This window comes from Chryseobacterium oleae, from assembly GCF_900115055.1.
Taxonomy (GTDB): domain Bacteria; phylum Bacteroidota; class Bacteroidia; order Flavobacteriales; family Weeksellaceae; genus Chryseobacterium; species Chryseobacterium oleae.
The window spans coordinates 144,709-166,475 of record NZ_FOVD01000008.1; the positions used below are offsets into that span (position 1 = coordinate 144,709).

General features: G+C 38.9%; 21 protein-coding genes. 16 read left to right on the top strand and 5 right to left on the bottom strand.

The features are described 5' to 3' along the window. Nucleotides 1-25: 25 nt before the first annotated feature. The 7 genes from BM143_RS20495 to BM143_RS20525 all read left to right on the top strand — a co-directional run bounded on the left by BM143_RS20495 (nucleotide 26) and on the right by BM143_RS20525 (nucleotide 7,872). A complete protein-coding gene (locus BM143_RS20495) occupies nucleotides 26-370 on the top strand; it encodes a hypothetical protein (protein WP_090026883.1) in 345 nt (114 codons plus the stop codon). 227 nt (nucleotides 371-597) lie between these two features. Further along, entirely contained in the window at nucleotides 598-2,073 is a 1,476-nt protein-coding gene (locus tag BM143_RS20500; RefSeq protein WP_090026884.1) for an ATP-binding response regulator, read from the top strand. Between the two features lie 4 nt (nucleotides 2,074-2,077). Next, the gene (locus tag BM143_RS20505) at nucleotides 2,078-5,689 is read left to right on the top strand and encodes a response regulator (protein ID WP_090026886.1); all 3,612 of its coding nucleotides are present in this window, start codon (nucleotides 2,078-2,080) and stop codon (nucleotides 5,687-5,689) included. Then, the gene (locus BM143_RS20510; protein WP_047456047.1) at nucleotides 5,690-6,055 is read left to right on the top strand and encodes a response regulator; all 366 of its coding nucleotides are present in this window, start codon (nucleotides 5,690-5,692) and stop codon (nucleotides 6,053-6,055) included. Then, nucleotides 6,056-6,886: a CheR family methyltransferase gene (locus BM143_RS20515; RefSeq protein WP_090026888.1), complete on the top strand. Its 831-nt coding sequence runs from the start codon at nucleotides 6,056-6,058 to the stop codon at nucleotides 6,884-6,886. A gap of 10 nt (nucleotides 6,887-6,896) precedes the next feature. Beyond that, on the top strand, nucleotides 6,897-7,469 hold the full coding sequence (locus BM143_RS20520; RefSeq protein ID WP_090026997.1) for a chemotaxis protein CheB: 573 nt from the start codon (nucleotides 6,897-6,899) through the stop codon (nucleotides 7,467-7,469). A 40-nt stretch (nucleotides 7,470-7,509) separates the two neighbouring features. Continuing rightward, nucleotides 7,510-7,872 carry a response regulator gene (locus BM143_RS20525; protein WP_047456049.1) on the top strand — a complete coding sequence of 121 codons (363 nt, stop codon included), beginning with the start codon at nucleotides 7,510-7,512 and terminating at the stop codon, nucleotides 7,870-7,872. A 52-nt stretch (nucleotides 7,873-7,924) separates the two neighbouring features. Here BM143_RS20525 and BM143_RS20530 read toward each other — a convergent pair whose 3' ends face one another. Beyond that, nucleotides 7,925-8,227 (bottom strand): hypothetical protein, encoded by a 303-nt coding sequence (locus BM143_RS20530; RefSeq protein ID WP_090026890.1) that lies wholly within the window; start codon nucleotides 8,225-8,227, stop codon nucleotides 7,925-7,927. A 191-nt stretch (nucleotides 8,228-8,418) separates the two neighbouring features. Between BM143_RS20530 and mug the strand changes: the two genes are divergently transcribed. Next, a complete protein-coding gene (mug, locus tag BM143_RS20535) occupies nucleotides 8,419-8,919 on the top strand; it encodes a G/U mismatch-specific DNA glycosylase (RefSeq protein WP_090026891.1) in 501 nt (166 codons plus the stop codon). A 61-nt stretch (nucleotides 8,920-8,980) separates the two neighbouring features. Here the strand turns inward: mug and BM143_RS24055 are convergent, their stop codons facing one another. The 4 genes from BM143_RS24055 to BM143_RS20550 all read right to left on the bottom strand — a co-directional run bounded on the left by BM143_RS24055 (nucleotide 8,981) and on the right by BM143_RS20550 (nucleotide 11,042). Beyond that, a complete protein-coding gene (locus BM143_RS24055; RefSeq protein ID WP_167375324.1) occupies nucleotides 8,981-9,127 on the bottom strand; it encodes a hypothetical protein in 147 nt (48 codons plus the stop codon). 87 nt (nucleotides 9,128-9,214) lie between these two features. Further along, nucleotides 9,215-9,616: a DoxX family protein gene (locus tag BM143_RS20540; RefSeq protein ID WP_090026893.1), complete on the bottom strand. Its 402-nt coding sequence runs from the start codon at nucleotides 9,614-9,616 to the stop codon at nucleotides 9,215-9,217. A gap of 138 nt (nucleotides 9,617-9,754) precedes the next feature. Continuing rightward, a complete protein-coding gene (locus BM143_RS20545) occupies nucleotides 9,755-10,375 on the bottom strand; it encodes a hypothetical protein (RefSeq protein ID WP_090026895.1) in 621 nt (206 codons plus the stop codon). 67 nt (nucleotides 10,376-10,442) lie between these two features. Then, nucleotides 10,443-11,042, bottom strand: a complete 600-nt coding sequence (locus BM143_RS20550) for a Crp/Fnr family transcriptional regulator (RefSeq protein ID WP_090026897.1) — start codon at nucleotides 11,040-11,042, stop codon at nucleotides 10,443-10,445. A 178-nt stretch (nucleotides 11,043-11,220) separates the two neighbouring features. Between BM143_RS20550 and BM143_RS20555 the strand changes: the two genes are divergently transcribed. The 8 genes from BM143_RS20555 (at nucleotide 11,221) to BM143_RS20590 (ending at nucleotide 21,752) form a co-directional block, all read left to right on the top strand. Then, nucleotides 11,221-11,784 carry a Crp/Fnr family transcriptional regulator gene (locus tag BM143_RS20555; RefSeq protein WP_090026899.1) on the top strand — a complete coding sequence of 188 codons (564 nt, stop codon included), beginning with the start codon at nucleotides 11,221-11,223 and terminating at the stop codon, nucleotides 11,782-11,784. Between the two features lie 97 nt (nucleotides 11,785-11,881). Next, nucleotides 11,882-12,280: a RidA family protein gene (locus BM143_RS20560; protein ID WP_090026901.1), complete on the top strand. Its 399-nt coding sequence runs from the start codon at nucleotides 11,882-11,884 to the stop codon at nucleotides 12,278-12,280. Nucleotides 12,281-12,610: 330 nt separating this feature from the next. Next, a complete protein-coding gene (locus BM143_RS20565) occupies nucleotides 12,611-13,777 on the top strand; it encodes a cytochrome-c peroxidase (protein WP_090026902.1) in 1,167 nt (388 codons plus the stop codon). 99 nt (nucleotides 13,778-13,876) lie between these two features. After that, nucleotides 13,877-14,665 carry an SDR family oxidoreductase gene (locus tag BM143_RS20570; protein ID WP_090026904.1) on the top strand — a complete coding sequence of 263 codons (789 nt, stop codon included), beginning with the start codon at nucleotides 13,877-13,879 and terminating at the stop codon, nucleotides 14,663-14,665. Between the two features lie 1,079 nt (nucleotides 14,666-15,744). Then, entirely contained in the window at nucleotides 15,745-16,602 is an 858-nt protein-coding gene (locus BM143_RS20575) for a DUF4240 domain-containing protein (RefSeq protein WP_090026905.1), read from the top strand. Between the two features lie 26 nt (nucleotides 16,603-16,628). Then, a complete protein-coding gene (locus BM143_RS20580; protein WP_090026907.1) occupies nucleotides 16,629-17,171 on the top strand; it encodes a helix-turn-helix domain-containing protein in 543 nt (180 codons plus the stop codon). Between the two features lie 88 nt (nucleotides 17,172-17,259). Beyond that, nucleotides 17,260-18,195: a hypothetical protein gene (locus tag BM143_RS20585; RefSeq protein ID WP_090026999.1), complete on the top strand. Its 936-nt coding sequence runs from the start codon at nucleotides 17,260-17,262 to the stop codon at nucleotides 18,193-18,195. Between the two features lie 71 nt (nucleotides 18,196-18,266). Beyond that, nucleotides 18,267-21,752: a protein O-mannosyl-transferase family gene (locus tag BM143_RS20590; RefSeq protein ID WP_090026908.1), complete on the top strand. Its 3,486-nt coding sequence runs from the start codon at nucleotides 18,267-18,269 to the stop codon at nucleotides 21,750-21,752. The last annotated feature ends 15 nt before the right edge of the window (nucleotides 21,753-21,767 follow it).

Consider the following 21,767-nt stretch of genomic DNA (forward strand, 5'->3'; position numbering starts at 1 on the left):
ACTAAACACAGAATAAAAAGAAGCCATGAGTAAAAAAGATCAATACGGGCTGGAGTTCCTGAAAGTAACGGCAGGCGGTGATGTCGGCTATGATTGTGTCCGAAAAAACGGAATCGTTGATGAAAATAATCTGTTACAGTTTTTATGTTATTTGGATATTTCCAGAACTGAATTCCTTTTGAAGGAAATCAATTTCCATCTCGATCATATTCCCGATCCCACCTTGGAACCTTATGATTCAACGGTGCTGGAGCATATGGATTTACAAATTGCTTATCCTGATTTTATAATTGATGGCCAGCCGACTGCTTTTCCCTTAAAAGACATCAAAGACTTATTACAGGAATGGTTGGAATTCTCACAATCATAGTTTTTTTGGGTACATAAACTGTCTGTTTAGTGTCATTTATCTAATGGATTAATGCTTTTTTTGGTTATAATAAAATATATGTAAATATTTCTTTTAAAAATTGATTTATAAGTGTATATGTGTGGTATGTGGCCATAAAATGATTAAAATATCAATGTTTTTCGGAATTTTGTGAGTATTTTTGGCGGGACTAAATATAAACAAACCACCAAGTACTGATTCATCTTATGATCTTAATTGTTGATGACAACCAAAGTAATCTTTACTCACTGAAAAAACTACTGGAATCTAAAGATTTTCAGGTAGATACGGCCGATTCCGGAGAAGAAGCATTAGGAAAAGCCATAAAAAATAATTATGCATTGATTATTTTGGATGTGCAGATGCCCGGTATGGATGGGTTTGAAGTGGCTGAAACCTTAGCCGACTACAGCAAAACAAAAGAAGTTCCCATTATATTTTTATCCGCAGTCAATACGGAGAAAAAATTTATCACCCGCGGTTATGCCTCAGGAGGAAAGGATTACGTCACAAAACCTGTGGATCCCGAAATATTACTGCTTAAGGTGAAAACGTTTTACAATCTTCAGGAGCAGAGCCTTGCCATGAAAAAGACCCAGCAGAGTCTGGAGTTGGAAGTCAAAGGAAGAAGAGAATCTCAGGTGACTATGAAGTCGCAGATCGATCATTTTCAGTTAATGCTGGAATCTCTGCCGCAAATCGCATTTACGCTTAATGAAGAGGGAGAAATAGAATTTGTGAACCTTAAATGGTACCAGTACTCAGAGTCGGATCTGGATTTTCCGGAAGTTCATCCTGATGATCTCAATATCAGAGAAGAATTTGAGCGTTGCAGAAAAAAGAATAGAGCGCTTGAGCTTGAAGTCAGAATAAAAAATATAGATTCAGGAGACTACCGTTACCACCTTTTAAGGGTGACGCCTGTAAACGATGAAAATGGAGTCAAAAACTGGGTAGGAACCTTTACCGATATCGACGACCAGAAAAAAGTGGAAAAAGAAAAGGATGAATTCCTGAGTATTGCCAGCCACGAACTGAAAACGCCTTTAACCAGTATAAAAGCCTATGTTCAACTGCTGGACCGTAAATTAAAACTGGATAAGCAAAGCGCTGAAGCCGGCTTTATGGGCAAAGTTCAGGATCAGATAGAAAAACTGAATACCCTGATCACCGATCTGCTTGATGTCTCCAAAATAGAAAACGGAAAGCTGAAGATCAACAGAAAGCCCACCAGTCTTGAAAACCTGATCAGCAGTGCGGTGGAAACCATCATACAAACTCATGACGAAAATAAAGTCAAAATAAAACGACACGGAATAAAACCTGAAATCCTGATTCCTTTGGATGAGATACGCATAGAACAGGTCCTTATCAATTTCCTGACCAACGCCATTAAATATTCTCCTCAGAACAACCAGGTCATTGTCACCACATTTGTAGATGAAGAAAAGCAGGAAGTCAAAGTAAGTGTCACCGATTTTGGAATAGGAATTCCGGACTTTAAGCAGGATGCTGTATTCCGAAAATTTTACCGTGTAGAAGAGTCATCACTGCAGTTCCAGGGAATGGGAATCGGGCTGTTTATCTGTTCCGAGATTATCAAACAGCACCATGGAACTATTGGAGTATCCAGCAAACTGGAAGAAGGCTCCACATTCTATTTCACCTTACCTTTAAATTAATCTCATGCCGAAAAAAATAATCAGAAACCTTCAGTTTGGGGTCGCATTATCTTTACTGATCCTGATTGCCAGTTCAGTGGCATCTTATATGAGTATCCAGAAACAGATGGATCACCGGGAAAGCCTTTCTCAAAGCAGAAGATCCATCACTGCCGTGAAAGATGTTCTGGTTGCTTTACTCGATGCCGAAACCGGAAACAGAGGCTATCAGCTTACAGGAAGGGAAAACTTTCTGGAACCTTATAACCGTAGTTTAGGAGAGTATACAAAGGCGTTTGAACGTGTAAAGGCTTTAGATATTAAAGACAGAAAACAGCTTGATCGTTTGGATGCTTTGGAAAAAAATGTGAACAGCAATGTTGAGAATTTAAAGCAGTTTGTTCAGAACAGACGAAATGGTGTTGTGATGACGCAGCAGCAGATTCTGATGAGCAAAAGCTATATGGATAAATGCCGTCAGATCGTCCGTGATTTCGTTCAGTACGAAGAAGCTCAGCTTGAAATTAAAAATAAGGATCTCAACCGTTCATCCAGCACTACGGTGATGTTCATTATTGTTTCAGCAATAGCAGCGGTGGTGGTTACTATTTTCTTCTATATTAAACTGAGAGCAGACCTTATCCGAAGAGATAAATTAGAAAGTGAATTACGTGCAAAAGACCTTGAAATAAGCAGACGTGTAAGTGCGATTCAGCAAATTGCAAATAGAGTAGCCAATGGTGATTACAGTCAGAAAGTGGTTGATAATTCAGAAGATGACTTAGGAGATCTAGTAGATTCCTTGAATCACATGACGGACTCGCTGAAGAAGTCTTTTGATAAGATTAATAAAAGCGACTGGCGCCAGAAAGGTCTTGCTTTACTAAACGAATCTTTAGTTGGAAATAAATCAGTGAAGGAAGTTTCCGACGCCTCACTAAACCAGCTTGTGGAATACGGGAAATGCATCAACGGAGCTTTGTATCTGTTTGATGAAGGAACCCTTAAGCTGAGTACGGCTTTTGGTCTGGAAAACACCATGAAGAAAACTTTCGAACCGGGAGAAGGAATGGTAGGCCAGGCCTATACCAATGAAAAAATGCAGGTGTACAACAATCTTCTTGAAGAGGATTTTGTGGCAAGTTTCGCCAGCAGCAGAATAAAAATAAACGGAATTTTATTACTTCCGATCCATGCTGACGGACACTGCATCGGCATACTCGAATTGGGATCCGGTTCAGATTTCGATCAGGACAGACTGGACTATTTCGAAGAGTGCAGTAGAAATATCGGGATTGCTTTAAATGCAGCAAAAGGGCGTGAAAAGGAGCAGCAGTTACTGGAAGAAACACAGGCGCAGTCAGAAGAACTGCAGGTACAGCATTCCGAACTGGAAAACCTGAATACGGAACTGGAAGCACAGACCCAAAAATTACAGGCCTCCGAAGAAGAGCTGAAAGTACAGCAGGAAGAGCTGATGCAGGCCAATGCCGAACTGGAAGAACGTTCAAGACTTCTTGAGGAAAGAAATCACATGATCGCCCAGAGAAACGGTGAAATTCAGAAAAAAGTGGAAGAGCTGGCTTTAAGCACCAAATATAAATCTGAGTTTCTGGCCAATATGTCCCACGAACTGAGAACACCCCTGAATTCTATCCTTCTTCTTTCAAGACTGATGGCTGAAAATCCGGATGAAAATCTGAATGAAGATCAGGTAGAATCTGCAAAAGTGATCCAGAGCTCAGGAAGCAGTCTGTTGACGCTTATTGATGAGATTTTAGATCTGGCCAAAATAGAATCCGGGAAAATGACCCTGGAATACCAGGATGTCGTCGTGAATGATGTCATCAGAGATCTGAGAAGTCTGTTTAATCCAATTATTCAGGAGAAGCAGATCAAATTTGATATTCATGTGGATGAAGAGGTACAAAAAACCATTGAAACCGACAGGCTTCGTGTAGATCAGGTATTGCGTAACCTTTTATCCAATGCCATAAAATTTACAACAGAAGGAAGCATCAGCTTAAACATCAGAAAAGATACGGAAAACAAAGACTTCATTGTTTTCAGTGTAAAAGATACGGGAATCGGGATTCCGGAAGAGAAGCAGGCGATTATTTTTGAAGCATTCCAGCAGGCGGATGGTTCTACACGACGCAGATTTGGCGGTACCGGATTAGGACTGTCCATCAGCCGTGAAATTGCCAGATTACTCGGAGGAGAACTGACCCTGAAAAGTAAAGTGGATGAAGGAAGTGAATTTAGCCTGATCATTCCTATAACAGCAGTTTCTGAAGTCATTCAGCCGGAAAACGACCAGCATCTCGTAGAGACCATTCGTGAAGATGTGGAAGAAATTCAGAATATCCTGGAAGATACGGAAGCTTCAACAGCATTGCATTTGGAAAACCTTGAAATTCCTGAAGATGTAGATGATGACCGCGATGGAATCACTGCCGAGGATAAAGTGATCTTAATTGTAGAAGATGATATCAATTTTGCGAAAGCACTGCTGAAATACACCCGTATGAACAATTATAAGGGAGTTGTGGTCGTAAGAGGAGATTACGCCTTGTCTGCAGCGGTTCAGTACCATCCACAGGCGATTTTACTGGATGTTCAGCTGCCTGTAAAAGACGGCTGGAAGGTAATGGATGAGCTTAAATCCAATTCTGCGACGAAACATATTCCTGTGCACATGATGTCTGTCCTGCAGCTTGAAAAAGAAAGCTTGATGAAAGGAGCTATTGACTTCATCAACAAGCCGCTCGCTTTAGATAAAATGACAGATGTTTTCAAGAAAATTGAAGACGCGCTTCTGATGTCTCCACAAAAAGTTTTGATCGTAGAGCATAATGCCAAGCATGCCAAAGCTTTATCATACTATCTGAGTAATTTCAATATCTCCTTATCTGTAGAAAATAATGTGGAAGACAGTGTGAGAGCATTGACCTCAGATCAGATCGACTGTGTGATTTTAGATATCGGAGATTCACGAAGCAGCGAATATAAGGTAATTGAATCCATCAAGAGCCACGAAGGACTGGAAAACCTGCCAATCATTATTTTTACGGAACACAGTTTATCCAAATCTGAAGAACTTAAGATCAAGCAATACGCAGATTCAATCGTTGTAAAAACCGCTCATTCTTACGAAAGAATTTTAGATGAAGTAGGTTTATTCTTACATTTGGTGGAAGAAAAAAACAACTCTATTGAAACGGTAAGAAACAAAGTTTTAGGATCGCTGACAGAAGTATTGAGCGGAAAAAAAATATTGATTACCGATGATGATGTCCGAAATATTTTCTCTCTGACGAAAGCGCTGGAGAAATATAAAGTGGAAGTCGTAGTGGCAATGGATGGAAAACACGCCTTAGAGCAGATTAAAGAACATAAAGACATAGACGTAATTTTAATGGACATGATGATGCCTGAAATGGACGGCTATGAAACCATAAGAGAAATCAGAAAGATGCCGATGTTTACAAGGCTTCCTATCATCGCAGTGACGGCGAAATCCATGATTGGGGACCGTGAAAAATGCATCGTGGCAGGTGCTTCAGATTATATCTCAAAACCGGTGGATATCGATCAGTTATTGTCCTTACTGCGCGTCTGGTTATATGAAAGTTAAATGATGAATAAGAAGATTTTGATTGTGGACGATGATCCACGTAATATATTTGCACTGAAGCTGACGCTGAAATCAAGAGGATATCAGATTGAAAGCTGTACAATGGCTCAGGAAGCCATTCAAATATTAAAAGAAAAGGCAATAGACATTGTCCTTATGGATATGATGATGCCTGAAATGGATGGATATGAAGCCATCAAAATGATTAGAAGCACACCGTCTATAAGCCAGATTCCTGTGATTTCCGTTACAGCTCAGGCCATGCCGGAAGACCGTCAGAAATGCCTGGATGTGGGAGCTCAGGACTATGTCTCAAAACCTGTGGATGTAGACCAGTTAATGATTGCCATCGAAAAACTGTCTTAAATGCTGGAACCAAGTATCGTAAAAGATGAAGAGGTAGAATACTTGATAAAAGATGTGTATGAGATGTATGGGTATGATTTTTCCGAGTATAGCAGGGCTTCTTTTAAACGCAGGGTCAACAGGATTTGTCTGATCGACAGGTTCACCAGTTTTGCGGAGCTGCGGTATACCGTTCTCAATGATCCTGAATACCTGAAACGTTTTGTAGAAGAAATCACGGTGAACGTGACCGAAATGTTCCGGGATCCGCTGTTCTTTAAAAAGCTCAGAGAAAAGATTTTGCCGCAATTAGGAACCTATCCGCTGATCAGAATATGGGTGGCGGGATGTTCTACGGGTGAAGAAGCCTATTCAATGGCTATTTTGCTTAAAGAAGCCAATCTTTACCATAAATCACTGATCTACGGAACAGACCTGAATCCTACCGTTTTGGAAACCGCAAGGGCAGGCGTTTTTCCGTTGCAGCAGATGAAGCTGTATTCGGAGAACTATATGTTGTCCGGTGGGAAAAAGGATTTTTCAGATTATTATACGGCCAATTATGACAGTGTAAAGTTTGATAAAAGTTTACAGGAAAAGTTGATATTATCTACTCATAATCTGGTTTCAGATAGTTCTTTCAACAGTTTTCAGCTGATCATCTGCAGAAATGTACTGATCTATTTTGACCGGGAACTGCAGGAGCGCGTTTTTAAACTTTTTGATAACAGCCTTGAAAATTTGGGGTATCTGGCGTTGGGATCAAAGGAAACCCTGAGATTTTCAAAACTGGATAAAGTATACCACCAGGTCGATGACCAGCGAATCTGGAAAAAAACAGAGTACATCTAATACATTGACCATGGAACCTAAAAACACAAAGACAGAACTGGTAGTGATAGGAGGATCAGCAGGAAGCCTGCAGGTCATTCTGGAAATGCTGAAAAAAATAAAAACCGAATTGAGTTTCCCCATATTGCTGGTGGTACACCGTAAAGCATCTTCAACCAATGTTTTACAGACCTTACTGCAGCAGTTTGTACCCATGGAAGTGATCGAGGTGGATGACAAAACAGAAATTGAAATTAATAAAATATATATAGTCCCTGCAGATTATCATTTATTATTTGAAGATAAAAAAATGATGTCGCTGGATTTCTCCGAAAAGATGAATTATTCCCGCCCCTCTATTGATGTGACCTTCAAGTCTGCGGCGGAAGTGTATGGAGAAAACCTTGTCGGCGTTTTGCTTTCAGGAGCCAATGCTGATGGAGTGGAGGGTCTGGGATTTATTAAAAAGAACAAAGGAAAAGTCTGGATTCAGGAACCGGAAACCGCTGAAGTAGATTATATGCCCAAACATGCGGTACAGGAAGTGGATTATGACCTGATTATTAAACCGGATAATTTGGCGGACTATATCAATCAGCTGTAAAAGAGAAATTAAATAAACTAAAGATTTAAATAGAACTACTATGAGTACAAAGAAAATTTTGATTTTTGATGATGATACAACTATTTTAGAAGTTATTACCATCATTTTCGAAGAGAATGGTTATCAGGTCGAAATTTCAGAAACATCTCATGACATATTGGAAAAAGTGGCCCAGTTTCAGCCGGATGTTATTCTTATGGACAACTGGATCCCAAAAATCGGCGGGGTAGAAGCTACCAAACTTTTAAAAAGTCATGATGAGTTCAAATCTATTCCTGTCATCTATGTGACGGCCAATAATGATATCGTGAGACTGGCTGAAGAAGCTCAGGCCGATGATTATGTGGCAAAACCGTTTAATCTGGATGACCTGGAAGATAAAGTGGCTAAATATTTGAAATAATCAATTGAAATTATAATAAAAAAAATCCTTACATCATTGTAGGGATTTTTTTCTAAATAATCCTTCTGACAGGTCTTCGTCGTAATTCTTCAAAATGTCTGATCCTTTCCCTGATAAGTTCAACCGTACATTTTCCATTATTAATTTCAACAATCAAAGCTGATAGAAATAATTTCAACTGACGGTCAGACAGTATTTTATCTGTAAACGTAGTGGCAATGATGGTCTTTTTAGAAACAATATTCTGTGTAAAGATATATTCACCCTCCAAATCTACATGGATATGAAACTGATCTGCTATACTGACTGACAGGTACCGATGGATCAGGTCGATATTTTGTAACATATTTTCCATCCTGGTGTATTTATGAGATATACAATAATATTCATGCCATAGTTGTTCTTTTAATTTTTTTTTAATTGATAATCAGTGACAACAGAGATGATCACGGTATATTTTAAAATAAATATTATCTTGCTGTCTGTGATGAGTTTTTAGGATAACCTTTGAAAATTTGGACTTATGCAAACAATAGAATCATATTTATGTTAAAAGATATCATTGCCAAAGACCTTACCGTTATTTTTTGCGGAATTAATCCCGGATTGAAGTCTGTTGAAGACGGCCATCATTTTTCAGGAAGAAGCAACCGTTTTTGGAAAGTAATGCACCAGTCAGGCTTTACACCCTACCAGATTGAAGCGGAGAATGACAGAGATATTTTAGATTTCGGATTGGGTCTCACCACCGCCGTAGCAAGGGCAACTTCCCGTGCTGATGAGCTTTCAAAAGATGAATTTGACAGTTCCTTAGAATTTTTTAAAACCAAAATAACAGAATTTCATCCCAGATATATTGTATTTCTAGGTAAAGCGGCTTACCAGGCTTTCTCCAAAAAAAAGCAGATTTCATGGGGTCCACAGCCTGAAGATTTCTGTGGTTCCATCGTTTGGGTTTTGCCCAATACCAGCGGTCTGAACCGCGGATTTACTTTAGAGGCGCTTGTGGAAGCTTATAGAGCACTGTATATGGAAATTCAAAAATAACTAAAGAAGAGGCTGCATTTTGACGGAAAAAGACTGCCATAGGACAGTCTCTTCATAGAATTTACTTTTTTTTACCAGGTTCATGCACGTGCGGTTTTAAAGCCGGATGCTTTGGCTGGTTTTCAGGAGTAACCCTTCTTCTTTCGTCTGGTGTTCCATCTTCCTTGTTAGGTTTTGGACCGGGCTTAATGTCTGCTGTTATATTCATTGTACTAAAATTTAATGTAAAACAAATCTAACTGCTTCTGTCTGAACTGGATTACGGGTTTCCGTATTGCTGACCTGTTCAATACTTTTAATCCCACTTACTTCCCGTAGAAACGGCATATTTCCCTGCTCCTGTAAAAAAGAAGCTTAATCCTACCAGCATATAAATCACCAAAAGCTCAGGCGCCCAGCCTCCGAATTCATTAAGCTTAAATATGCTTCCGGTCTGTGCAAGGATAATCGCTGTAAAACAATTTGCTGCAAAAGCTATCCCCGCCAGTCTGGTTCTGAATCCCAAAATAATCATGACGGGTGCGATGATCTCACCCACAAATACTCCATAGGCAAAGAAATCTGGAAGTCCTTTCTGTACCATCATATTTTCTATAAATCCGACTCCGTGTATCAGTTTACTGATTCCATAAATCAGCATGGGAAATCCGATAGCTATTCTGGTGATAAAAAGTCCTAAATCAATGTTTCTGTTCATGTTGCTATTATTATTATTATTATTATTATTATTATTATTCTCCCCGTCCTTGTCAAGGTTCTAAATCTTGACAAGGATACAGAAAGGATGTTCAATCACTTCCTCTTCCGGCTCCTGACTTTCAGTCGTCAGGTATTGCTAAAAATTATATTTCACGAATGCTCCGATATTTTCCAGAGTCTTTTTGGCATTATTAAACTGGTCAAAATTAGAGGCAATGCCATACATCATTTTATCCTGCTTCAAGCCGATTCTGACGAACTGCAGCCCTCTGGGATAGCCGCTGTCATCTATATTTCCGATCGCCAGCACACTGAAATACCCCTGAACGTTCTCTTTCAGATAAGGAGCATATTCCAATGATATAGACTGCTCAAGAGAAAACCCTTTCTGATAGGTAGTTCCAAGAGAATAGGAAAAAGAATAGGAGGGACCGGCAATCTTATATTGCGCGTAGACACTGAAAAAGGCACCGGGATTTTTCATTCCGAAAGCAGCATTCAGATTGAAACTTTTGGTGAGACTGTACGATAAAGTATTCCGGATAAAGAAGATATTATCCTTATCTTTCTTATATTCTGTGTCAAATAAAGTAAGATTATTGATCTTCAGCCGGTCGTTCAGCTGATAATTGATATTGTGCATATAGGTATAGGAACGGTGCCCTAAAACAATATCGGGAGTATAGGAAATTTTCTGAGCATCCAGACGGGACGATACCGCTGCAAGAACCAGTACTACTGCATATTTTGCCTTCATAATTTTACTCGTTTGTTTTTCTTTGAGCAAAATTATTCAGGTGAGAACGGAATCAACTTAAGAAATCTTAAGAAACGTCAGAGAGGTGTTTTTTTCGCAAATAACTCAGGTATTCAACGGTAATTCCCAGGTAGGAAGCGATCATAAACTGAGGGAAACGCTGCTCGATATTACGGTAGGCAGAAACAAAATTCCGGTATTTGGTATACGCATCAACCCTTGAATGCTCGAACGTCCTTTCCTGCAGGGTCACGTAAGCAGTTTGCATTTTCAGACGCCAGAAATCAGAGAGGGCGGGAACTTTTTCATACAGCATTTCAAGATTTTCTTTGCTGATCTTTATCACGATAGTTTCTTCATTGGCCTGAATAAACATTCTGGAAGGCTGCCCGCTCAGATAACTGTAGAGATCATTGACCCACCAGTTTTCAATACCCAGCTGTGTCGTATTTTCTCGGCCTTTTTCATCAATATAATAGGCGTAAAGGCTCCCTTTCACTATGAAACGCATATGCTTTGAAACCTGTCCTTCGCTCAGCAGAAAGTCTTTTTTTTTCAGCTGTACAATTTCTAATGAAGGAATAATGATTTCAATATCTTTTTCTTCCAATGGAATAATTTCTTTGAAATGTGCTGTTAACTGTGACAAAATTGCATCTGTATCCATAATAAAGTAGCGGTTTGCAAAGGTAAATAAATATTGAAACCTGTCCCTTTTGAACCTGTGAAAATCTATTTATTGGATGGGAAGTTTTTATGGTAGAATTATATGATAGATATCCTAATTAACAAGGTGTATCAACAATGCGTAGAAAAATATTACTTTTATACATCAGAAATAGAGTATGTTTGAGAAGTTAAGAATCCATATCGAGAAAATCGTTCCATTGAGTGATGAAGAGTTTGAACATATTTCATCATTTTTTACCTATAAAAAATATAAAAAACATCAGTTTCTCATTCAGGAAGGGGAGCTGGTGCTGTGTAATTATTTTGTGATCAAAGGTTTGTTAAAGCTCGTGTATACGGATGACACCGCAAAAGAACATATTGTAGGTTTTGCGATGGAAGATTGGTGGGAAACTGATTTTCAGGCGTATTATAAACAAACGAAAGCATCCATGTCGCTGGAATGCATAGAAGATACTGAAGTGCTTTGTCTCCGCCTCGAAGATTACAGAAAACTGTGTGAAGCATTTCCACAGCTGGAACATTTCTTTCTCGAAAAGGCCTATATGGGATTTATTTCCGCTCAGCAGCGTATCATCTCATCAATGACTGTGGGAATCAAAGAGCGGTATCAGCAATTGGTTGAAAAATATCCTTCCCTGATCCAGCGTGTTCCCAAGTCACTTCTTGCCGCCTATCTGGGCGTTTCCAGAGAAACATTAAGTCGTCTTTCCCTTTAGATTGGTGATTTTCCTCACTTCATAATCGTGATCAGGATCACACGGATTTATTGTACCTATTGAGCAATTTTGTAAAGTAAACAGAAAACAAAATTCAATGACTACATTAGAAAAAAGAACCGTAAATCCTTGGAAATGGCAGGAAGAAAGAAGCTATTCCCAGGCAGTAGAAGTGAAAAACGTATCAGGAACCTTATATTGTTCCGGTCAGGCCGCCATTGATCAGGACGGAACTTCCAGCGACAAAGACATGAAATCCCAGCTGGAACAGGCTATAGCCAATCTGGAAGAAGTGATCAGAACTGCAGATTATGAATGTAAGGGAATTGTTCGATTAAATATTTACACGACTTCCACAAAAGAGCTTTGGCCCCATTTCCCGATCCTTCAGGAATGGATTGCAAAGCATAACATCGAGCAGGCCGTAACGATGCTGGAAGTAACCGGATTATTCGAAACGTTAAAAGTAGAACTGGAAGCAACGGTTGTTAAATAACCTGAATTCGGCTTATGGGTTGGAGAGTCGGAGGGTTTGAGAGTAAATTGGGTTTATAGGTGATGGTGACTTAGAGTGCCTCAGCCACCATTCCTATACTATTGACCTCTGTATCAAAGTCTCATTTCTGGTGTCTGACATCTAGCATCTTGCCTTTTAAAATTCACCATTCACTTGCGAAGCAAAATTCACCATTGATATCATCCAACATCAATTTCAATCTTAACTTAAGAGTCTTGTGTCTCATGTCTGATATCTGAAATCTGAAATCTAAAACTGATACCTGCCATCTCACCCAGTTTCCCTATTTTTGCGGAAACTCCATGGCTCATGAAAAGTGTCCTAAGCTGGATATTAATTGCATTTCTTACGGTTTCCCTTTTGAATAACTGTTTCAGCAACAGTGTTCAGAAGGAAATCCGGGAGAAAGCTTCATTTCTGGCCGAGCTGAGGAAATTATATTCCTCCGGAGATGCTTCAAAGTGGCCAAAACCCATCTTAGATCCGGATGCAAAACCCTATTTTGCTGAAATAGGCCATCTTCCTGACATTCAGTTTCCCGCTGATAATCCCTATTCTGAAGACAAAGCAGTCCTGGGAAAAACGCTTTTTTTCGATCCACGACTTTCCAAATCTAACCAGATTGCCTGTGCATCCTGCCATGATCCGGAACTGGGATGGTGCGACAACAGAACCTTTTCTTTCGGGCACGACAGACAGCTTGGAATCCGAAATGCCATGAGTATTCTGAATGTAGCATATGCAAAACCTCTTTTCTGGGACGGACGTGCCGCCTCTCTCGAAGAACAGTCGGAAATGCCTATCCGGGATGAAAGGGAAATGAGCGGTCATATCGATCTTGCCGCTGGAAAAATAGCCAAAATCAAGGGTTATGAATTATTATTTGAAAAAGCTTTTGGTGATAAAAAAGTATCAAAGGACAGGATTTCCAAAGCCATAGCAGCTTTTGAAAGAACAATAAAAAGCGGAACCTCCAAATTTGATCAGTTTATTGATGGAAAAGCAGAGCTTTATTCTGATGATGAGTTGATGGGGCTGCATCTTTTCAGGACCAAGGCGCAGTGCATGAATTGTCACAGTTCAGGGTACTTTTCCAATAATCAGTTTGAAAATGTCGGGACTTCTTTATTAGGTTCAAAAGAAGAAGATCTCGGCCGCTATCTTGTGACCAAAAAAACTGAAGATGTCGGGAAATTCCGGGTGCCGGGTCTGCGTGAAGTCTCTAGAACAGGGCCGTGGATGCACAATGGTTCTATGACCACACTTACAGAAGTGATTCAGTTTTACAACAGAGGAAATCCGGAGCATTCCCAAAAACGCTCAACAGTTCATCAGGGCATTACACTTTCCTCAGAAAAATCAACTTTTGTGAGATTACTGGATCTTACGGATATAGAAATTGCTCAACTGGAAGCATTCCTGCGGACTTTATCTACAAAACCGGAAAGAGTACTTCCTCCTGCACTTCCTCAGTAACTAAAGCTCAGAATCCGACAATTATTAATGGCTCATTGACCTGAATGTAAAGCTTTTTTGCTACATTTATCTGTAATCAATCAATAATACCATCAATTCATGAATATTCAGCTTTTTTCAAAGAATGCTTTAGTAGGAGCAGCTACGCAGGGAATCGGTTTAGGAATAGCTTTGGAGCTCGCCAAATGTGGAGCCAATGTTACCGTAATGGCTCGTAATGAAACAAAACTTAAGAACGTGGTAGCATCACTACCGGTCATTAATTCTGATCAGAAGCATCAGTATCTCGTGGCGGATTTCTCCAATTTTGAGGACTACAAAACCATTATTTCTGATTATTTTGAAAGTCATTCTGTAGACATTCTGGTTAATAATACCAACGGTCCGGAACCGGGCTTGGCTGTAGATAAAGGCGTGGATGATTATCAGAAAGCATTTGATCTTCTTTTTAAAACAGTTTGTGAAACAACGCTGCTCGCCTTACCCCATATGATTCAACAGAAGAACGGGCGTATTATCAATGTGTCTTCACTGTCTGTAAAGGAACCGATCAATAATTTATCCCTTTCAAATTCCATCCGTTCGGCAGTGATTGCATGGGCCAAAACATTATCGAATGAAATAGCGCAACATCAGATCACGGTTAATAATATTTTAACCGGATATTTTGATACGGAGCGTATTCAGAATCTGATCAGTCATGAGTCCCAGCAGACCGGGAAATCTCAGGAAGAAATCAAAAAAGGAAGGGAAAATAAAATTCCCATGAAAAGGCTTGGAAAAACCGAAGAATATGGGCATCTGGCAGCTTTTCTGGCGTCAGAATATTCGTCTTATCTTACCGGGACCAGTATTCCATTGGACGGAGGATTGAATAATACGTATTAGTTCTAGTATTAGACTTATTTTAAGATAGAGATTCATTAGATAAAAAGAATAATAGCTTGATCTTTTTTAAACGCAAAGTTTTAATATCATGCTGTATGTTATTAGGAATGCTAAGGGGAGAATCAATTAAAATTGATTCGATGAAGCGTGTGAAAACGTTCGCTTATTCAGTGACGCAGTCACACTTCTTTGCCTTCCTTGAAACTTATATATTTAGTATTAAAGCTTTGCGTTTAAAAATGCTTTAATGGGCAATAGATTTCTATAAATAATCTTAGCATGATTTTAAACGCAAAGTTTGAATATCCTACTTTATATTTTTAGGAATGCAAAGAGGAAAACTAATTAAAATTGATTCGATGAAGCATATGGATAAAACGCTCGCTTATTCAGTGACGCAGTCACCCTTCTTTGCTTTCCTTGAAACTTATATATTTAGTATTAAAGCTTTGCGTTTTAAAAATGCTTTAATGGGCAATAGATTTCTATAAATAATCTTAGCATGATTTTTAACGCAAAGTTTGAATATCCTACTTTATATTTTTAGGAATGCAAAGAGGAAAACTAATTAAAATTGATTCGATGAAGCATATGGATAAAACGCTCGCTTATTCAGTGACGCAGTCACCCTTCTTTGCTTTCCTTGAAACTATGCATTTTTAGATTAAAACTTTGCGTTTAAAAAGGCTTAATGGGCAGTAAATCTCTGTAAATAACCTCAGTGTCATTTTTAACACAAAGTTTGAATATCATACTTCATATTTTTAGGAATGCAAAGAGTAGAATCAATTTTAATTGATTCGATGAAGCATATGGATAAAGCACTCGCTTATTCAGTGACGCAGTCACCTTTCTTTGTCCACTTTGAAACTATACATTTTTACATTAAAACTTTGCGTTTATAAAAAAAATACAACCCAAAAACCAGAAAGAATCAACGTAATCATCTGTGAAAATCCGTGCCATCTGTGGTTAACATTTCATTAAAAACCTCCATCATCAGGCCATTCTTCCTTTCCGGTTCCGATGTTTTTTCGTAGTTTCACTTTCTTTTAATAAAAATACCACCACAATCTCCTATGAAAAGAAACTTTATCAACCAGAAAGAACTATCCGACAAATTTTGGAATATTGAGTGTTCCGGAAATGTACAGAAAATATCTTTTGGGAAAACCGGAACCAAAGGCCGGGAAACAGTTAAAGAATATGCCGACGAAAAAGAATGTATTCTGGAATCTGAAAAGCTGATTCATCAGAAAATTAAAAAGGGCTACACTGAAATTCAGGAAAATGATTCCATTCCTCAGAAGGTTGAACTTTCGGATAATGAAAAGGCAGATATTTATTTTTGGGAAGCGATTGAGAAATCCAACAAATATAAAAAAGCCCACTGGAGCGAATATGATATTGAGGAACATATTGAAAACCTGACCGATTATTTATCCAAGTTTGGAAAGGACAGAATGATCCTTTTTGAAAAAGCACTTCAGGAAAAACTAAGTGAATTGTATACCGCTGAAATAGCAGAACTTTCAATTATCCTTGAATGTGATTTTAAGAAGGAAAATGGAGTCTATGTCTTTGATGATTATCTTTCGGATGATGGTTTTATCTATTTCAGATGCTGGCTGATCTTAAAGGGTAAGGCGTTTTTTGAAGATATAAAAGCGGATATTCAGTCATTTGTAAGTGGAAAATACAGCTTTAATATTGGAGAATGCTGGGCGGAAGGGCTGCTTTATGTTGCGGATGATGCGTATGCCCAAAACCATGAAGATGAAGAATCTATCATAAAAGATACGGTGTATGAATTATACCCTGAAAACGACTACGACGGCATGGATCGCAGTATGAATCGCGAACCAAAAGGTGGTGCTGATTTACAAACAATGTACCCGAAACTGGTAGAAGAAATAAGTGTATTAAGAAGTTCATAGAATGAAGCCGGTTCATACCATATAAAATGAAAAATGCGGTTAAAATTTTAAGGGAGAAAAAAAATATGACCCAGGCTGAGCTTGCTGAAAGGTCAGGTCTTTCCTTACGGACGGTTCAGCGGATTGAAGCGGGGAGCATTCTCAAAGGATTTACCCTGAAAGCCCTTGCTAAGGCTTTGGAAACAGAACCCGAAACTCTGATCTTCTCCAATGAAGAAACACCCAACATTGACCGGGCAAAGTTGATTAATCTTGTTGCTTTATCCGGTCTCATCATTCCTTATGGCGGAGTGATATTTCCATTGATTTTAACCTATAAAACCAAGGATCCTGTCAATAAAGAACTGGGGAAAAATATAGTGAGTATTCAGATTATTCTGGCGGTTATTGTTTCCGTTTTAATGATTGTAAGTCCGTTTATACAAAAGGAATTATCCCTGAAAATACCTCTTTTCCTCATCTTTTTAATTGCATTTCTCTGTGTCAAGTTGCTCATTATCATCAGAAATGGAATGTGCCTGAATAAAAATGGTGACTTATGTATTAAGTTGAAAAACAGCTTTTTATGATGGGTTGCATGAAGATGACGTAAAGATGTCGTCTTCTTTTTGCAGGAAAATCAGCTCAGAATGCTGAATCTTGCAGAAAAATTTCAACATGAAAATCTTTAAGAAAATTCTGTTATCAATTGCGCTTTTGATCGCGTTGTCATTATTGGGTGGATACTTCTATTTTGATAAAAAATTCACTCCGCCGGAAAATAATCTGAAGGTTTCAGGAATTGCAGAACATATCAATCTGAAGTGGAAGGCTACAGAAGGGAATGCTCACGCGGCAGTTCTTGTACCCGTCAGTTTTAAAGGAATTGAAAAGACCTTTTACATGCAACTCGATTCCGGTTCTCCAACAACGTTGTTTTATAAAAAATCACTGGAATCCATCGGTGCAAAATTTCCGGATCAGATTCAGATTAAGAATGCAGAAAATCAGGTTTCAATACAGTTCAGCATAGGAAATATGAAGGTTGCTTCTGATTTTGAATTATTGGATTATGGTCATGCTGTGGACTTTAACGATGCTAAAACGAACCCTATCATTGGAACCATTGGAACCGATCTGTTTGAAAAGAGAATTGTCATTCTGGATTTCAGGAACATAACCTGTTCATTTATCGAAAATATTGATGAAACTGGTTTTGAATCATTAGAATTTAAAAAGCGAAAAATCCTGATTCCCGGAACAATTGGAGACAAGAAATTAAAACTGCTTTATGACTCAGGAACCAGCGGCTATGAACTTCTTACCAATAAAGAAGAATGGGAAAAATACAGAACTCCGAACGGGAAAATTAAAGAAGAAAAAGGAAATTCCTGGGGAAATGTATTGACTGTAATTTCTGCTCCCGCTGATCAAAGCATCAAAATTGGCACCCGTGAACTGAAACTTTCCGAAGTAACCTATGTGGAGGGAACTTCGCAGATGCAAAATCTTCTCATGAAAACCTCTGGTATGCAGGGAATGATAGGGAATCAGCTTTTCATTAATTCTAAACTGATTTTAGACTGTAAAAACGAAAAATTTAAAGTGGAATAGAATTTTTTTAATAGTAATGTAATAATTCACCTGTCTGGGTTGTCTTACTATGTATTGAAATTACATAGTATATGAAGAACTGGTCTTTTAAAAAATGGAACACCGTTTTAGGATGGGTAATGTTCACCATTGCCCTGATTACGTATTTCTCCACGATGGAGCATTATCTCAGTTTCTGGGACTGCGGCGAGTATATTTCCTCCGCCTCAAAACTTGAAGTAACGCATGCTCCCGGAGCGGCTTTATTCCAGATTGTAGGAGCTGTAGCCAGTATATTTGCTCTGGGAAATGAAGAGAATTATGCCATAGTGATCAATTCGATGTCTTCATTGTTCAGCTCATTTACGATTCTGTTTCTGTTTTGGACCATTACCCATTTTTTAAGAAGACTTTTAAATAAAGACTTTGAAGAAATAACCAAACATCAGGAAATTTCCATTCTTTTTGCCGGAGCGGTAGGCGCATTGTGCTTTACCTTCTCAGATTCATTCTGGTTTTCTGCGGTAGAAGGGGAGGTGTATTCTATGGCTTCCATGTTTATCGCCCTGTTGGTTTGGCTCGTGACGAAATGGGAAAATGAGTACAAAGCAGCTGATAATGAAAGATGGGTTATCCTTATTTTCTTTATACTGGGCCTTTCCGTTGGGGTTCACATGATGTGTATGCTTGCGGTTCCTGCCGTATGTCTGGTGTATTATGCCAGAAATTACAAGTTCACCTGGAAAAACTTTATCTGGGCCAACGCGATCACGCTGGGAATTTTGATCATTGTTTTCAAAATTATCTTCCCGCTGATCATGACCATGTTCGGAAGACTTGAAATATTCTTTGTGAACGGACTGGGACTGCCTTTCCACTCCGGAACGGTGGCTGCATTTGTTCTTATGGCTGTCATCTCTTATTTCCTGATTAAATATGCAAGGAAAGCTAAAAAGAATGTGTACCAGACAATTGCTTTATCAGTGGTGTATATGGTTATTGGTTTCTCATGCTGGATGGTCATTCCCGTAAGAGCCAATGCCAATCCTCCTATGAACCTTAATGATCCGGATACAGCGATCGGTATGTTGGACTATTACAACAGAGAACAATATGGTGACTGGCCAACCATTTACGGCCAAAATTATACGGCTTTCCTTGATGCCAACGGGATGGAGAAGAACGAAGACGGAAGTTTTAAAACTGTAAAAACCGGCGAAACGTATGAAAAGGATGAAAAAACCGGAACCTACAGAAAAACCGGAGACCGTTTCAATTATGTTTTCAGTAAATCTCAGGTAAGCTTACTGCCGAGAATGTTCAATCAGGATAAGGATGTGATGGCCAACTACATTGCGATGTACGGAGCTCCGGATTTCACCTTCAATTACGATAATGAAGACGTAGCAGACAATCCTCAGGCGAAACAGATTTTTGATGAATTGAGATCTAAATACGAAGATAAATCCATCACAGCAGCAGATTATCTGAAAGTAAAGCCTTACAACCTGATCAATGTTCAGAAACCTTCTCTGGCCCAGAATATGGAGTATTTCATCACCTTTCAGAACGGGTATTATTTCGTAAGATATCTGATGTGGAACTTTGTGGGAAGACAGAACGACCTTGAAGGGAAAATGGAAAACACGAGAGGGAACTGGATCTCGGGAATTTCTTTTATAGACAATGCTTTGCTTGGAAATCAGGACAAAATGCCGGCTAAATTTAAAAATGACAGCACGGTGAAGTTCTTCTTTTTACCCTTGATATTAGGACTCATCGGATTTTTCTTCCAACTGAACAGAGACTTCGGAAGATTCTACGCACTTCTTTCACTATTTGTTTTAACCAGTTTTGGTATTGTTTTTTATACGGGTGTTAAGCCTTTTGAAGTAAGAGAAAGAGATTATGCAATGGTAGGTTCGTTCTATGCATTTGCCATCTGGATCGGGCTTGGAGCTGGTGCTATTTTATGGTTGATCCAGTCCAAAGTAAAATCTAATTCCATTAATCTTGTTTTAGGTGTCGTATTATTGGGAGTTCCTTTGATGATGGGCTTCCAGAACTATGTACCGCATGACCGAAGCAAAAAATCAGCGGCGAGGGATTATGCCTATTCATTCCTAAAATCAGTTTCTAAAGATGATATTATCTTCATCTATGGAGACAACGATACGTTCCCGGTGTGGGCTATCCAGGAGACAGAACGTTTCCGGGATGATGTGAAAACGGTCAACTTTACGCTTTTAGCGACTCCATGGTATATTGATCAGGTGAAAAGAAAGACTTATAATGCAACAGGAATTCCTACCCAACTGACTCACGAAGATTACAGAGATGGGGTGAACGACCAGATCTATATGATGAAAAAAGAGGATTGGGAAGGCGTTTTCTCTATGTTAAAAGAACAGGGTGTTCCGGATACAGAATTCGGGGCCTTTAGAAAATACCTTACCCAGGATTCTATGACGTTGAAAGAAGCCATGAGCTTTTTAAAATTTAAATCGCCTGAAAAAGATCATCTTTTAAAAATGTACTTTGGTGAGGAAAAATTTGAGGAATACAATATCCTTCCGGTCAATAAATTCATCCTTCCGGTGAATAAGGAAAATGCATTAAAGGCAGGAATTATCACTCAAGCCGATCTTCCGAACGTCGTCAACCAGATCATGATTACTTATAAAGGAAATACCCTTTACAAAAACAACCTGATGATGATGGATATGCTGGCTAATTTCGACTGGAAACGTCCTATCAACTTTTCATCAGGAGGAGTCTATGACAGCGAGAATATTTTCTATCTGGATGAATATCTGCAGTTTGAAGGTTTCAGCTACAAGTTGGTGCCTATTCGTACAACTCCAAATACGGACGGTGATATGGGAAGGATAGATGTGAATGCCCTTTACAATACAGTGAAAAACTTCAGATGGGGGAATTTTAGAGACCTCAGTATTCATTACGATGAAGCTGCCACATCCAATATCATGGTTTACAGAATGGCAGCAGGAAGAGCCGCTTCAGCATTGGCATTAAACGGACAAAAAGGAAAAGCGCTGGAGATATTAGACTTGGTTTCAAAAGAAATTCCGGCAGAAAAATACAATGATCCGCGTTCGCTGAGTTCTATGGTGACAGGATATATTATAGCAGGGCAGGAGAAAAAAGGGCTTCAGCTGGCTGAAATTCTTAAGAAAGAAATTTTCGAAGAATATGATTATTACCTAAGTCTTTCTCCCACATTTCAGAAGCAGTCCGCCAGGCAGATGAGAGTGAAGCCGATGGAATATTCTATGGTGGTAGCAGCCGTTACAGATGCCTATGAAAAACTGGGACAGAATGAGAAGGCCTATGCCTACCTGGTGAAATCTATAGAACCCATCGATAAAAAATTCAACATTTTTATCAAAGAATTGCAGCAGATGGGCAAAGAAAAAGCGACGAAGGAATCTGAAAATGTACAGAAAATTACCCCTTTTTATCAATATCTGTTTGATGTGATGCAGCCTTTTGATTCTACCTATTCAAAAGAAAAAGAAGATCAGATTACCAGAGCTATGATTAAGGTGACACAGTAAAAATACATCCTTCTT

Coding starts and splice junctions, on each gene's coding strand:
- BM143_RS20495 (WP_090026883.1), top strand. CDS start 26: ATGAGTAAAAAAGATCAATACGGGCTGGAGTTCCTGAAAGTAACGGCA.
- BM143_RS20500 (WP_090026884.1), top strand. CDS start 598: ATGATCTTAATTGTTGATGACAACCAAAGTAATCTTTACTCACTGAAA.
- BM143_RS20505 (WP_090026886.1), top strand. CDS start 2,078: ATGCCGAAAAAAATAATCAGAAACCTTCAGTTTGGGGTCGCATTATCT.
- BM143_RS20510 (WP_047456047.1), top strand. CDS start 5,690: ATGATGAATAAGAAGATTTTGATTGTGGACGATGATCCACGTAATATA.
- BM143_RS20515 (WP_090026888.1), top strand. CDS start 6,056: ATGCTGGAACCAAGTATCGTAAAAGATGAAGAGGTAGAATACTTGATA.
- BM143_RS20520 (WP_090026997.1), top strand. CDS start 6,897: ATGGAACCTAAAAACACAAAGACAGAACTGGTAGTGATAGGAGGATCA.
- BM143_RS20525 (WP_047456049.1), top strand. CDS start 7,510: ATGAGTACAAAGAAAATTTTGATTTTTGATGATGATACAACTATTTTA.
- BM143_RS20530 (WP_090026890.1), bottom strand. CDS start 8,227: ATGGAAAATATGTTACAAAATATCGACCTGATCCATCGGTACCTGTCA.
- mug (WP_090026891.1), top strand. CDS start 8,419: ATGTTAAAAGATATCATTGCCAAAGACCTTACCGTTATTTTTTGCGGA.
- BM143_RS24055 (WP_167375324.1), bottom strand. CDS start 9,127: ATGAATATAACAGCAGACATTAAGCCCGGTCCAAAACCTAACAAGGAA.
- BM143_RS20540 (WP_090026893.1), bottom strand. CDS start 9,616: ATGAACAGAAACATTGATTTAGGACTTTTTATCACCAGAATAGCTATC.
- BM143_RS20545 (WP_090026895.1), bottom strand. CDS start 10,375: ATGAAGGCAAAATATGCAGTAGTACTGGTTCTTGCAGCGGTATCGTCC.
- BM143_RS20550 (WP_090026897.1), bottom strand. CDS start 11,042: ATGGATACAGATGCAATTTTGTCACAGTTAACAGCACATTTCAAAGAA.
- BM143_RS20555 (WP_090026899.1), top strand. CDS start 11,221: ATGTTTGAGAAGTTAAGAATCCATATCGAGAAAATCGTTCCATTGAGT.
- BM143_RS20560 (WP_090026901.1), top strand. CDS start 11,882: ATGACTACATTAGAAAAAAGAACCGTAAATCCTTGGAAATGGCAGGAA.
- BM143_RS20565 (WP_090026902.1), top strand. CDS start 12,611: ATGAAAAGTGTCCTAAGCTGGATATTAATTGCATTTCTTACGGTTTCC.
- BM143_RS20570 (WP_090026904.1), top strand. CDS start 13,877: ATGAATATTCAGCTTTTTTCAAAGAATGCTTTAGTAGGAGCAGCTACG.
- BM143_RS20575 (WP_090026905.1), top strand. CDS start 15,745: ATGAAAAGAAACTTTATCAACCAGAAAGAACTATCCGACAAATTTTGG.
- BM143_RS20580 (WP_090026907.1), top strand. CDS start 16,629: ATGAAAAATGCGGTTAAAATTTTAAGGGAGAAAAAAAATATGACCCAG.
- BM143_RS20585 (WP_090026999.1), top strand. CDS start 17,260: ATGAAAATCTTTAAGAAAATTCTGTTATCAATTGCGCTTTTGATCGCG.
- BM143_RS20590 (WP_090026908.1), top strand. CDS start 18,267: ATGAAGAACTGGTCTTTTAAAAAATGGAACACCGTTTTAGGATGGGTA.